At 49.1% G+C, this 12877-nt stretch carries 12 protein-coding genes; 9 read left to right on the plus strand and 3 right to left on the minus strand.

Annotated features, from left to right (window positions below; translation table 11 throughout):
• Positions 1-2 precede the first annotated feature (2 nt).
• Genes BGO59_RS07600 through BGO59_RS07610 form a run of 3 tightly spaced genes read right to left on the minus strand, consistent with a single transcriptional unit; the run spans position 3 to position 2687 of the window.
• Positions 3-833: a DUF4129 domain-containing protein gene (locus BGO59_RS07600; RefSeq protein WP_293682818.1), complete on the minus strand. Its 831-nt coding sequence runs from the start codon at positions 831-833 to the stop codon at positions 3-5.
• A complete protein-coding gene (locus BGO59_RS07605) occupies positions 817-1746 on the minus strand; it encodes a hypothetical protein (protein WP_293682820.1) in 930 nt (309 codons plus the stop codon). The genes BGO59_RS07600 and BGO59_RS07605 overlap by 17 nt, the downstream gene beginning before the upstream one ends.
• Positions 1743-2687 carry a stage II sporulation protein M gene (locus BGO59_RS07610; protein WP_293682822.1) on the minus strand — a complete coding sequence of 315 codons (945 nt, stop codon included), beginning with the start codon at positions 2685-2687 and terminating at the stop codon, positions 1743-1745. The genes BGO59_RS07605 and BGO59_RS07610 overlap by 4 nt, the downstream gene beginning before the upstream one ends.
• 159 nt (positions 2688-2846) lie before the next feature.
• Here BGO59_RS07610 and BGO59_RS07615 point away from each other — a divergent pair, with 159 nt between their 5' ends.
• From BGO59_RS07615 to BGO59_RS07655, 9 genes are all read left to right on the plus strand, one after another.
• A complete protein-coding gene (locus BGO59_RS07615; RefSeq protein WP_293682824.1) occupies positions 2847-3542 on the plus strand; it encodes an RDD family protein in 696 nt (231 codons plus the stop codon).
• Between the two features lie 54 nt (positions 3543-3596).
• The gene (locus BGO59_RS07620) at positions 3597-4793 is read left to right on the plus strand and encodes a M20 family metallopeptidase (RefSeq protein ID WP_293682826.1); all 1197 of its coding nucleotides are present in this window, start codon (positions 3597-3599) and stop codon (positions 4791-4793) included.
• Positions 4794-4856: 63 nt separating this feature from the next.
• Complete coding sequence (locus tag BGO59_RS07625; protein ID WP_293682828.1) at positions 4857-5150, plus strand: type II toxin-antitoxin system HigB family toxin; 294 nt, start codon at positions 4857-4859, stop codon at positions 5148-5150.
• Complete coding sequence (locus BGO59_RS07630; RefSeq protein WP_293682830.1) at positions 5147-5533, plus strand: helix-turn-helix domain-containing protein; 387 nt, start codon at positions 5147-5149, stop codon at positions 5531-5533. The genes BGO59_RS07625 and BGO59_RS07630 overlap by 4 nt, the downstream gene beginning before the upstream one ends.
• 178 nt (positions 5534-5711) lie before the next feature.
• Positions 5712-6350, plus strand: a complete 639-nt coding sequence (locus BGO59_RS07635) for a gluconate 2-dehydrogenase subunit 3 family protein (RefSeq protein WP_293682832.1) — start codon at positions 5712-5714, stop codon at positions 6348-6350.
• 107 nt (positions 6351-6457) lie between these two features.
• The gene (locus tag BGO59_RS07640) at positions 6458-8176 is read left to right on the plus strand and encodes a GMC family oxidoreductase (protein WP_293682834.1); all 1719 of its coding nucleotides are present in this window, start codon (positions 6458-6460) and stop codon (positions 8174-8176) included.
• Positions 8177-8322: 146 nt separating this feature from the next.
• On the plus strand, positions 8323-8844 hold the full coding sequence (locus tag BGO59_RS07645; protein WP_293682836.1) for a hypothetical protein: 522 nt from the start codon (positions 8323-8325) through the stop codon (positions 8842-8844).
• 104 nt (positions 8845-8948) lie between these two features.
• The gene (locus BGO59_RS07650) at positions 8949-10370 is read left to right on the plus strand and encodes an ATP-binding cassette domain-containing protein (RefSeq protein WP_293682838.1); all 1422 of its coding nucleotides are present in this window, start codon (positions 8949-8951) and stop codon (positions 10368-10370) included.
• A 238-nt stretch (positions 10371-10608) separates the two neighbouring features.
• Positions 10609-12801 (plus strand): gliding motility-associated C-terminal domain-containing protein, encoded by a 2193-nt coding sequence (locus BGO59_RS07655; protein WP_293682840.1) that lies wholly within the window; start codon positions 10609-10611, stop codon positions 12799-12801.
• The last annotated feature ends 76 nt before the right edge of the window (positions 12802-12877 follow it).

Raw genomic sequence — 12877 nt, forward strand, 5'->3', positions numbered from 1 at the left:
GGTTACGGTATAGGATTTATGGCTTTGGCCAATGGTGCCTGATTAAATTGGCGAAACTGATTTTGTATGGCCTGAAATCGCTGCTCGTCGACAGGAAAATCACCATACCAGACAAATTCAAATTGTCGTGTCAGGGTTTCAAAATCTGGCTGTAAGGGCGAATTGATCAGCTCGGCTACATACTGCCGATTGGTTTTATCAGGTTTATAGTGTACACGCCCGGCATCAGTTAATCGCTTTAGTGTTTGCAGATAGAGTAACCGGACGGCCAGCCGGAAATTTCGGGCAGCAGCAGCTTCGTCAATGGCCGTCTCGAAGTCGATTTCATGAATATTCTCCGCCAGATTTTCATAATCCAGCGCACCCGATTGTGCTTTTTTCGGAAAAAGAAAACCCAGTACCTCAGCTTTCATGAGCAGATAAATCACAAAACAGGCAATAGCCGCCAGAATCACATACTGCCAGACATTCTGATACGCTTTGCTGGAAAGGAACTGGGCCAACTTTCGAAACAGCCAGTTGAAAAAACGAGCAATTGGATTTTCGGGCGGTGGCGTATCGTTGCCATATTGATAATCGTGATCGGTTTGCAGATCGCGGAGGTGGTCAGCCTCCGGGTATCGTACGCGTATGGGCGAACGATCGTCGCGGGCACTCGTATTGGCTGTTCCTGAGATCGGTTTTTGCTGCCCATAGCTTATAATTGGACTGCTAGTCAGCCAAAAGAGTACGATCCCCAAAAGAAACCAGAGTCGGCCCGTCCGCGATGGCAATCGCCCCGACAAAATCCGAAAACTGAAAATCGAAAACCCCGAATTAATACGTTCCTTCATCCGATGCGCGAGGCTGGGTTGGGCTGGTACCAATTGAATCAATAGCCGACAGTAACCCTCGACCTTCCTGACGTTCTACCAGATTCGTATATTGAAAACCGATGGCTACATAAATTAAGGCCCGCAACAATGTACCGCCCACTGTTGCGATTACATTGCCCAATATAAGCCAGAAACTAGTTATATTAGGCAGTAGTTTCATGCCCGTCAGAATACCAATAATGCCTGCGGGAACGGAAAAAATCATCCCAACGACTGCGGAAATAATCCCCATTACAATAATCAACCCAAAGGTGGACCACCACTTATCCCGAATCAAGGCGAAACATCGGTTCCAGGTCTCCCCAAAATCCGTTCCTTCAAACGTAGTAACGACCAGCCCCAGTGATAGAACAATACCTACGTAAACGCCCGGAATGACAAAAAACATAGTCGCTATAAATGAAATAATCGCGCTTAGGACGCTAATCAGGACACCTCGGCCGATGAGTGGCTGCATTTCCTCCCAAACCTCGGCAACACTAATATCAACCGTTCCGGTAAAACTCGTCGGCGCATTAGGCTGCGTCTTACGAGCATATACCTTCATATGGGCGTAGGTAGCCAGGCTGACGGCCAATATAGCTAACAGGCTAAACAGCATCGTAATCCAGAACGCCGGCGAAAAAAAACTTAGTGCTAAGGCATAACCAACAGCAAAAGGAGCACTCGAATCTCTACCAGCATCTTCCGCTGTTTTGCCCAGATCAAATATATTCGACTGCATCACTCCCGAAGCGATTCCAGCCATTAAGGCAACGGGCCCAACAATGTACAAAAGTGATACCCCCAGGCTGCGAAAATTCTGGGTGATGTATTGAAAGGTAGTGTTGATTTTATCGCCAAAATCACGTTGTTGAAAAAGCTGAATCATGGTTGCAGTTTACGGTTTAGGTGAATCGGGTAATACACAAAATACCAGCCAATGAAAGTAGCTGAAATAAGAATGATTCCGCCACTAACTACCGGAGGCAACGTCATACGGGTAATAAAGCTTTCCAGAAAGCCAGCCGTGATAAAAATGGGAACCAATCCAATGGCTATTTTAAGCCCTTGTTTGACTCCTCGCTTAAACGATTCCAGCCGCGAATACGTCCCCGGAAACAACAGGCTATTCCCGACCGTCAGTCCTGCACAACCCGCAATGACAATAGCCGAAATTTCGAGCGTACCGTGAATCCAGATTTTCAGAATCGAGTCGAGTAGCAGACCGCGTTCGTAAAAGAAATACTGAAACGACCCCAGCATCACCCCGTTATAAAACAGCATGGCGATGGTACCAAACGAGGCAAACAACCCGAAAATGAACGTGCGGAAAGCTACGAAAATGTTGTTCATCGTAATCTGAACAAACATTGTGGCCTGATCGCTGCTGTTATAAACGCCCAGCGGATCTCCCTTTTTGATATTCTCGAGCGTCATGTTTACATATCCATCGCCCAGAATAAGCCGTACAAACGTATTATCGTGTGCCGCCGAAACCCAACCCAATACACACGCCACCAGAAAAATTGCAGCAGCCAGCGCCAGCATTCGATGCGACTGTCGAAATAAAAGCGGTAACTCGTATTGCCAGAACAGCCGAAACCGTCCCCGATCATCCCGCCGATTCTGCATCAGTCCCCGGTGCATTTGCCCGGCCAGCCCATTGAGGTATCGCGTTACGTTCGCGTTTGGGTAGAAGGTTCGGGCGTACGACAGATCATCCGTCAGTTCCACAAAACGGGCCGTCAGTTCATCAGGATCGCGGGTCGGGTTCTGTTCAATGTCGCGCCACTTGTCGGAGTTGCGTTTAACGAAAAGGGCTTCACGCATAGGAAGTCGTCAGTCTGTAAGGTATCAGCAGGCTAGGAAAGGGTAAATTAGTGAAGTTCCCAATGGCGACCAAGTTGGGCATTCGTTTTCTATGAAAAACTTTTGACTAAACCATCGTAACTTACGACTTTTGACAGACGACTTATTCATTTCTCCTGCATGGCTGTTGCGATTCGCACCTCCCAAAACGTCCTTCTGGAATACGAACCGGCCAGCATTGGCGAGCGAATTCTGGCAGCGCTGATGGATTATCTGGTGATATTTGGCTGGCTTATCCTGACCGTTTTTTTGCCCACTTCGCTAGGTTATCAGATCAATAGCTTTTACAGCCTTTTCATTGCACTACCCGCCGTTTTTTACGACCTCCTGAGTGAGTGGTTACTCAATGGCCGCAGCATCGGCAAGCTCGCCATGCGTATTCGGGTGGTTATGCTCGACGGATCACCGCCAGGAATCGGGGCTTACCTGATTCGGTGGCTGTTCCGAATTATTGAGTCGGGGGCGTTTTTAGGAGGCATTGTTCCCGTTATCACAATAGCCATCAACGGAAAAGGCCAACGCCTTGGCGACATAGCTGCCGGAACCACCGTTGTGCGGCTGAAACCCGCGGTTACGCTCGACGACGTCGTTATTAAACCCTTTACAGACAACTATATCGTGCAGTTTCCCGACGTCCGGCTGCTTTCCGATCACGACATCGCCATTGTGCGAAATGTAGTCCGGCAGGGTGATGAACCTCTTTTCCAACGTACTGCCGACAAGGTTAAAGCCGTTACTGGAATCCGTAGTGATTTAGGAAACCGAGAATTTCTGCTTACCGTTATCAATGACTATCAGTTTATTACGACACAGTAACGCGGCTGGAAAGCCGCAAACTATTTAATAAACGGCTTTCCAGCCGCGTTACCTATGCTTGATTCAATTAAATCGCTCGCCCGTCAGTATGCGGCTGACATCGTTCAGACCCGCCGACATTTGCATGCCCATCCCGAACTATCTTTTCAGGAGCGCAACACAGCCCGATTCGTGGCCGACCAGTTGAAAGCCATTGGTATCACGCCCCAGGAAGGCGTTGCCGATACGGGCCTGGTTGCATTGATTGAAGGCACCAAAGGGTCGTCGGGCAGCGCAAGGGTCGTTGGTTTGCGGGCCGACATGGACGCTCTGCCCATCCATGAAGCCAATGATGTCCCATACAAATCGACGATCGACGGGGTAATGCATGCCTGCGGCCACGATGTGCATACTGCCAGCTTGCTGGGTGTAGCGCGTATCCTGCATGTACTGCGTGACCAGTTCGATGGAACCGTTAAACTGGTTTTCCAGCCCGGTGAAGAGAAAGCACCTGGTGGGGCCTCGCTTATGATTAAAGAAGGCGTACTCGAAAATCCGGCTCCCATCAGCATGATTGGGCAACATGTAGCCCCCAATATTCCAGTAGGCAAAATCGGGTTCCGCGAAGGTATGTACATGGCCAGTACCGACGAATTATACCTGACCGTCCGGGGCAAAGGAGGCCATGCTGCCATGCCCGACAACCTTGTCGATCCCGTTCTGATTGCATCACATATCATTGTGGCCCTGCAGCAGGTCATTAGCCGAAACCGGCCACCAGCCAGCCCATCCGTATTATCCTTTGGCCGATTCATCGCCGATGGCGTTACCAACGTGATTCCCAACGAAGTTACCATTCAGGGGACGTTCCGTTGCATGAATGAAGAATGGCGGGCCGAAGGTAAACGACGCATGGTAAAATTGGCCCAGGGCATTGCCGAAGCCATGGGTGGCTCCTGCGAATTTGAAATTGTCCACGGCTATCCTTACCTCAAAAACCACCCCGAACTGACCCGCCGAGTACGGGCCGAAGCCGTAACCTACATGGGTGCCGAAAATGTGGTCGATCTGGATTTGTGGATGGCTGGCGAAGATTTTGCGTTTTACTCACAAGTGGTCGACTCCTGCTTTTACCGACTCGGCACCCGTAACGAAGCACGGGGTATCATCTCTGGAGTCCACACGCCCACGTTCGACATCGACGAAGCGGCTCTCGAGACGGGTGCTGGGCTTATGAGCTGGCTAGCGGTTCAGGAATTGGCAACCCTATAATTTCATATTTGGAAATAAAATTTCGAATTATGAAATATTTTTCGCTCAAGAATTGTTAGTTAGATGGTCATCATTACGAAAGGAATTTTAACTCGTTTCGGCCTTGAGCATCCTGATGTAGCCGAAGCCCTAAATAGCTGGTATGAGTTGGTGAATACGGCTGATTGGAGTAATTTGACCGACATACGCCAAACATTTAATTCAGTCGATTATGTTAAAAATGAGCGCTATGTATTCAATATAAAAGGGAATCAGTATCGAATTGTTGCTATGATATTTTTCAGTAAGCGAACTGTTTTCATTCGATTTGTAGGCACCCACTCAGAGTATGACAAAATTGATTGTAGTACGATATGAAACCAATACGCAATCAGGAGGAATACAATTCTTTACTAACAGAAATTGAGAAGTATATCCAGAAAGTTACGGAGCACGGAAGCTTTGATAGCTTGACATCAGTAGAAGCCGATACACTACATCGGCTATCGGTACAGGTTGAAGCGTATGAAAAGAGCATCCCGCTCATGCCAATTCGTACACCAGATACGTTGCCAGGAATGATCCATATCAAAATGGCGGAACGAAATATGAAACAAAAGGATATGGCAAAGCTTCTGGGAGTATCAACCGCCCGTTTGTCGGAGGTAATGAATGGGAAACGACGCATTACCATTGACTTAGCGAAAAAACTTTACGAGCGTTTAGATATTAGCCCGGAGTTTATTTTGAAAATGGCGTAACCTGACAGGCCTAAAACTTCGGTTAACGCTACTGGACGAATTCCTGGCTCCATCCATCTGGGGATAGACCTCATCACACCTGAAAACTCTATCCCTAAATAGCACAAACCATTCCTTGATTGTTATACATTTGTAATTCCTTAATACGTTCTACCTGAAAGTCTAATTGCTATAACCTATGAACAGAAGAGATGCCCTCATGCGGGTGGCCGCGCTGGCAGGCGTAACCATGTCGTTGCCAGCTCTGGCCGATACGCTTGAAGCCTCAGCCACTCGACGTGCCCTCACCGGCAAACCTGTCTTCTTTACGGCCGACCAGGACGCTACTGTCGCTGAACTGGCCGATACCATTATCCCGACCACCAAGACTCCGGGTGCCAAAGCGGCTAAAGTCAACGAAGTTATCGACGTGATTCTGAAGGACTGCTATAAACCCGATGATCAGCAACGTTTTGTCGAAGGATTAGCGCAAACCAACAAGTGGAGCCAGGAAGCGTACGGGAAAGCGTTTGTGCAACTCGATCCGGCACAACGCATTGAGATTGTAAAAAAACTCGAAGCTGACGACAAAGCGCAGCGGGCCCAAATGGCTCCGGCTAAATCCGTTGCTAAAGTCGAAAACTCCCAGGCCGACCTCCAGATGCCTACCGCCAAAAAACGGTATACGCCTTTCTATTCGATCCTGAAAGATTTGACCCTTACCGGCTATTTCACCTCCGAAATCGGCTGTACACAAGCATTGGAGTACGTGCCTGTTCCGGGCCGTTATGATGGCTGTATTACATTGAAGCCGGGCCAGAAAGCGTGGGCTATCTAATTTTTAGTATTAGGAGCGGGGAGTGAGGAGTGAGAATACTTCGCATGATGAGATTGCGCCAGCTATGCTCACTCCTTACTCCTGACTCCTCACTCCTTAACAAAGACATGAATCTTAATATAGACGCAAAAAAAGATATGACCTACGACGCAATCGTTGTAGGATCAGGCATTTCGGGGGGTTGGGCCTCTAAAGAGTTGACTCGATTAGGGTTAAAAGTCCTTATGCTGGAACGGGGCCGCGATGTAAAACACATTGAGGGCTACCCAACAGCCATGAACAATCCCTGGGATTTCCCGCACCGGGGCCGTATCACGACCCTAGCAGCTGAAGAATACTGGGCCAACATGCGGACGGGCTACACAGCCAACGAAGAATGGCGGCATTTTTTCGAGAATGACAAAGAAAACCCATACCTCGAAAAACGGAAAGTCGACTGGATTCGTGGTTACCACGTAGGTGGTCGTTCGCTGATGTGGGGACGCCAGAGTTACCGTTGGAACAAAGAAGACTTCATGGCTAACGGCAAAGAGGGTATCGGTGTCGACTGGCCCATCCGCTATGAAGATCTGGCTCCCTGGTACACACACGTCGAAACGTTTATCGGTGTTTCGGGTAATAAAGATGGTATTGACGTACTGCCCGATGGCAACTTCCTGCCCCCCATGCAACTCAATTGCCTTGAGCGGGAAGCCAAAAAGCGAATTGAAAAAGCGTTCCCCAAACGGCTTGTTACCATCGGTCGTACGGCTCACCTGACCCAGCCCCAGAAATGGCATACCGATCTGGGCCGCGCTGCCTGTCAGTTCCGTAATCAGTGTATGCGGGGATGTCCTTACGGTGCTTATTTCAGCACCCAGGCCGCTACCTTACCAGCAGCTATGAAAACGGGGCGGCTAACGCTCCGGCCTGACTCAATTGTATCGGAAGTCCTGTACGATGAGAAAAAAGGGAAAGCGACCGGCGTTCGGGTGATTGACCAGAATACCAAAGAAGTCCGTGAATATTATGCCCGGATTATCTTCCTGAATGCATCGGCATTTGCCAGTACATCCATTCTGATGAATTCCAAATCGCATCGTTTCCCGAATGGTATGGGTAATGACTCGGATCAGCTTGGCCGTAACATCATGGACCACCACCTGGCAGCAGGTGCGGCTGGTAGCTTTGAAGGCATGGAAGATCAATACTATTTCGGTCGTCGGGCCAATGGGGTCTATATCCCTCGGTACCGCAACTGGAATGGCGATAAGCGCGATTACGTCCGTGGTTTTGGTTATCAAGGTGGCGCTGGCCGTGGCGGCTGGGGCCGTGGAAACGGGATGGAAGGTTTCGGAGCCGACTTCAAAGAAAGTCTGACCAAACCCGGCCCCTGGACAATGAGCCTGGGTGGTTTTGGCGAAATGATTGCCGATCCTAATAACCGCATGACGCTTTCGCCCGATCAGAAAGACAAATGGGGTTTACCCTTGATTGTTTTCGATGCCGCTTACGGCGAAAATGAGAAGAAGATGCGGATCGATATGATGAACGACGCAGCCGAAATGCTGGAAGCCGCTGGTTTTAAAAACGTGACGCCCTATAACGACACGACCAAGAATCCAGGTATTGGTATCCACGAAATGGGTACTGCACGCATGGGTCGTGATCCTAAAACGTCGATCCTGAATGCGCACAACCAGATTCATACGGTCAAAAACGTATTCAATACAGACGGTGCCTGTATGACCTCCGCTTCGTGCGTGAACCCTTCACTGACCTACATGGCACTGACAGCCCGCGCTGCCGATTTTGCCGTTAAGGAAATGAAGAAAGGCAATCTGTAAGACTGTTTTCATATACGCTAAAGGCAGGAAGAACAAATCTTCCTGCCTTTTTTCATGAAGAAACGTACATTTTTCAATAAAAATTAAAACAACTCAGAATTAGTATAGTTATACCATAGAATATCAAGCAATAACAGAACTCAACGATGAAAAAAGTAATGATAATGGGATGCATGCTGGTAGCCGGCATCGCCTTTAGTGCAACAGCACAAACGACCAATACGACAACCAATTCCAACGCAGGAACAACCGGAACATTACCAACTACAGGAACCCGGACCAACTCGGGTACCTACCAGTCGCAACCGCCAACTGGAACCACGAATTCAACAAATCCGGCAACTAATACGAACATGAGTACGTACCCTACTCAGCCAACAACGCCAACGACGGTGAATCCGCAGCCGACAACGGGTACCTATCAAACGCAGCCGCAAACGGGTATCAATAACTCAACAACCGGAACAGGTACAACCTATGGTACTGGGACTGGGACGATGAATACGGGGACGACTAATACGGGTACAACAACGACAACCGATCCACAAAGTACAATGGGCACCACTGATCGGTTAAATAACGGGACCACAACTAACGGTTCAACTCGTACTCGTAGTAGCACAAGTACATCGCCCTCAACGACGCGCCCCCGGTCAATGACCAACTAAGTAACGAAGTCAGATTTATTAATATCGATTATCGGCCAAGCTCGGTAAATTGATGACCGAAATAGAGTGAAGTAGGTAACTTTGTAAAGTTGCCTACTTTTTTTATGTCTCTTTCTGCCGAGTTGATTACGCTAAATGGCCTGACTGTCCGTCGAAGTGGCCAGCCTGTTTTAACCGATTTAACCTTTACACTCCGTCCGGGCGAATGCTGGGCTGTAGTAGGTCCAACGGGCAGTGGTAAAACTACATTTTTACAGACGCTTGCCGGGCACTTTCATGCACCACCTGGCACACTCATACGCCAGGCGCGTACTGAATTCGTATCGTTCAAGGAAGAATCAAGCCGTTTTTCTTACAGCAGTTATTTCTATCAACAACGTTACCAGGCTACCATGAGCGACGAAGGCACCGATGGTAGCTATTCATCGACCCCAACCTTACGTGACTTCTTACAACTGACCGATACGGAGGAATCTACCAATCTGGTCGACCGCCTGGGATTATCTCCTTTGCTCAATCGATCGTTCATCAAGTTATCCAATGGCCAAACTCGTAAAGCTCGCATTGGCAAAGCCTTGCTTAAACACCCCTCCGTTCTGTTACTGGATAGCCCTTTTGTAGGTCTCGACTCCACTTTTCGCGCCGAATTGACCGATTGGCTCGGCGAACTCATACACCACGGGCTAACGCTTATACTGGTTAAAGAACCAGATAACATTCCGGCCTTTGTAACGCATGTGGTTGTCTTGGAGAAAGGACGAATTGCCTGGTCTGGCCCCAAAGAAGCTTATCAATACAATCCGCCAGAGCCTCCATCGGTACCACCACCAGCCTTACAGGTCTCTGCTCCAGCATCCGACTTTGATGAAGCTTTTCGCCTTTGTGATGTAACAGTCCGATATGGCGACACTATCATCCTCAATGGTATTGACTGGGCAGTTCGGACCGGTGAACGCTGGGCGTTGTTTGGGCGGAACGGGGCTGGTAAATCGGTGCTACTTAGCCTGCTATATGGCGACCATCCGCAGGCTTATTCAAATGATGTACGCGTATTCGGCCGTCGACGCGGGAAGTCGGGCGAAAGCATCTGGGATGTGAAACGGCGCATTGGCTTTATTTCGCCCGAATTGCATCTTTATTTCCCTCAACACCTGACTGCTCGTCAGGTAGCCCTCACCGGGCTGACCGATACACTTACCCCACCCAGCCAGGTTACGCCCGCTTCTGAAGCTGATTTATCGTCATTGTTTGATTATTTCGGGCTGACCCAGTTGCTTCAGCGCTCGTTTGGCACATTGTCGGCAGGTGAGCAGCGATTGGTATTGCTGATTCGAGCCTTTTTAAAAAATGCCCCCGTTCTGCTTCTTGACGAGCCGTTTCAGGCTATCGACCATAGCCATGTGCAGTTAGCCAGACAGTTGATCGACAGCTTTACCAGTAAAACAATCCTATTCGTTACGCACGACCAATCCGAACTGCCGAGCAGCATCAATCAGGTCTTTTCTATTCGTGTTACTACTTCTTAAAAATCAAATAAATCCTTTTAACGGCTTTTGGTATACATTTAATTAAACTTGTAGTCTTGTATAATCGTAAAGGTATCCTTTTGTAAACAAAAAGGCCTTTATGTTGGCATGGTTTATGAGGCACACCCCGACTATTTCCTTCAGGCATCGCAACTGACCATTCACTCAAAAAATTGACAGGGTAATCCCATAAATACCTCAACCAACCCGGTTCATTTACTAAAAAAAAGGGCTTGGCATGAAATTCGTCCTATATCCTGTCAAGCAACGTATATTGATGAGGAAACGACTACTGTATATTTTTATCGAAAGGTATGGGTGGATGGTCGTCTGGCTACTTTCGTGGTCAAGCGTCATGGCGACGTCGAACACGCATATACCAGCCGATACCTGTCAGCACCCAGAGCCTCCCATAATCATAGGCTCTGCGAAAGCCATTTGTCGCAACGAAATTGTTTCATTAACCGCAACTGGCTGTTCGGGAACAGTTGTCTGGTCGAATGGCGACACAGGCTCGACAATCAGCGTCAAACCACAGCAGACAACAAAATATACGGCTATTTGCCGAGCAAAGCCAGGTTGCATCAGTTGTTTTGCCGACGTCTGGAAAATTACCGTCAATACACCAGAAGCCCCTACTGTAACTACCTCTTCAAAGATTGTGTGCCCCGGTCAACCTGTAACGTTAACGGCGGCCAATTGCGCTGGTACGGTTCATTGGGTCAGTCAGGACGGAACGGAACAAGCTGTGGGAAAAACCTGGGTAACAACTTTGCAAACGTCAACTGCTTTCAGGGCAACCTGCGAGCAAAACAATTGCATAAGCAATCCATCCATTCCTCGCTCCATTGAGGTAGCGACTCCCCAAACGCCCGCCGTCTCTGCCGATAGGCGTGATATATGCGCAGGCCAGACGATCCGACTGACGGCTTCAGGCTGCCTCGGAACCGTTCGCTGGGCCGATGGAACCGAAGGACTGACCCGAACAATAACACCTTATTCATCAATTAGTTACCGGGCTGTCTGCCAAATTGGTTCATGCCAGAGTGACAGCTCTCAGGCCGTTTCGATAACCGTTCGATCGGCCAGCAACCCGCTCAACCTGCAAACCAATTTAACAAGTAACTGTCCGTTTCAAACCGTTGATCTGTCGAAAGCCATTATCAACAAAGACGTTTCGATACAACGGTATGAATTTCGAACCGGAGCCTCGCTACTTGCTCCGGCAGTACAATCGCCTGGAGCCGTGGGAGCCGGAACCTATTACCTATTTGGCCGAACAGCCGATGGGTGTTATACAGCGCCAATAGCCATCGTTGCCACTATCAAACCCTGCCAGAACGCGATACCTCCCTGCCTGAGCAACCCAGCTTTCGTAGCCATCCGACTCGACTCTCTCGATCCGGCAAAAGGCGTTGTTCGTTTAACGGCACAGCTAGGAGGCTCGGCCACAAAACCCTCCTGGCAGAGTGACGGCGGGGGCTTATTTACCAGCACTGAAACCAACGCCCGCTATCTACTCTCTGAGGCCGACCGTCAGCGGGGAGCCACGTTGTTTACGGTGTCTATAGCCGACCCGGACGGTGATGGGCCCTGTGTAGGTGCATCGGCCCAAAAACTGGTGACGGCATCTTCACGCGAACTTGTGGGACTTAGCAAAAAAGTAGCGGAACCGATCTGGCTAACCGAAAACCAAAAACGTCTGGTTGAACTTACGTATCAACTCACTGTTGCCAACCTTGGTAAGCAGACCCTGACAGGAATACAATTAGCGGATGATCTGGACGCAGCTTTTTCGGGAGCTGGTGCTCAGATTCGGTCGGTCAACGTTCGCGTCGATAGCGGTCTGGTTGCAAACAAGAACTATACCGGGCTTGGTGCCGATACTATTTTAGTAACCGGAGGGACGTTAAAGGCAGGTGAACAGGCTCATGCGTGGCTGACGGTCCGATTGGATGTAAGTCAGGCCAACACCTTAACATTCACCAATAAAGCAATGGCTCAGGCCATCGATGCAACGGGCACCATCTGCCGCGATCGGTCGACCAATGGCCTCGATACCGACCCTGACCAGAATGGTAATCCAACCGATAACGATGAACCAACCGTTATCACGCTGCATTCAGTGCAGGGCGAAGAATATTCGAGTGTTTTTATTCCAGAGGGTTTTTCGCCCAACGGCGACGGGATTAATGATCGATTCGTTATTCAGAATGTTCCTACAGGCGTAACCATACAGGTAGAGATTTACAACCGATGGGGGCATCTGGTTTATCAGACTATGAATTACAAAAATGACTGGGACGGCACATCCAATCAGGGAGTCAAAACAGCCGATAGTCGACAGGGGTTGCCAGATGGTACATACTATTACCAGATTCGACTCAGCGACGGACGCGAATTTGTTCGGTTCCTGACCTTAGTAAGATAACTTTTGTAGCAATGATTTTTGGCCAATTTCGTTTTTCGTAGGGAGATCGTGTAGCTGGCCGTAGGGGGTAATACCA

The sequence above is a fragment of the Spirosoma sp. 48-14 genome, assembly GCF_001898575.1.
Classification (GTDB): Bacteria; Bacteroidota; Bacteroidia; order Cytophagales; family Spirosomataceae; genus Spirosoma.

Excerpts from the sequence above, each read along its gene's own strand:
- BGO59_RS07600 (WP_293682818.1), bottom strand. The coding sequence starts at position 833 with ATGAAGGAACGTATTAATTCGGGGTTTTCGATTTTCAGTTTTCGGATT.
- BGO59_RS07605 (WP_293682820.1), bottom strand. The coding sequence starts at position 1,746 with ATGATTCAGCTTTTTCAACAACGTGATTTTGGCGATAAAATCAACACT.
- BGO59_RS07610 (WP_293682822.1), bottom strand. The coding sequence starts at position 2,687 with ATGCGTGAAGCCCTTTTCGTTAAACGCAACTCCGACAAGTGGCGCGAC.
- BGO59_RS07615 (WP_293682824.1), top strand. The coding sequence starts at position 2,847 with ATGGCTGTTGCGATTCGCACCTCCCAAAACGTCCTTCTGGAATACGAA.
- BGO59_RS07620 (WP_293682826.1), top strand. The coding sequence starts at position 3,597 with ATGCTTGATTCAATTAAATCGCTCGCCCGTCAGTATGCGGCTGACATC.
- BGO59_RS07625 (WP_293682828.1), top strand. The coding sequence starts at position 4,857 with ATGGTCATCATTACGAAAGGAATTTTAACTCGTTTCGGCCTTGAGCAT.
- BGO59_RS07630 (WP_293682830.1), top strand. The coding sequence starts at position 5,147 with ATGAAACCAATACGCAATCAGGAGGAATACAATTCTTTACTAACAGAA.
- BGO59_RS07635 (WP_293682832.1), top strand. The coding sequence starts at position 5,712 with ATGAACAGAAGAGATGCCCTCATGCGGGTGGCCGCGCTGGCAGGCGTA.
- BGO59_RS07640 (WP_293682834.1), top strand. The coding sequence starts at position 6,458 with ATGAATCTTAATATAGACGCAAAAAAAGATATGACCTACGACGCAATC.
- BGO59_RS07645 (WP_293682836.1), top strand. The coding sequence starts at position 8,323 with ATGAAAAAAGTAATGATAATGGGATGCATGCTGGTAGCCGGCATCGCC.
- BGO59_RS07650 (WP_293682838.1), top strand. The coding sequence starts at position 8,949 with ATGTCTCTTTCTGCCGAGTTGATTACGCTAAATGGCCTGACTGTCCGT.
- BGO59_RS07655 (WP_293682840.1), top strand. The coding sequence starts at position 10,609 with ATGAAATTCGTCCTATATCCTGTCAAGCAACGTATATTGATGAGGAAA.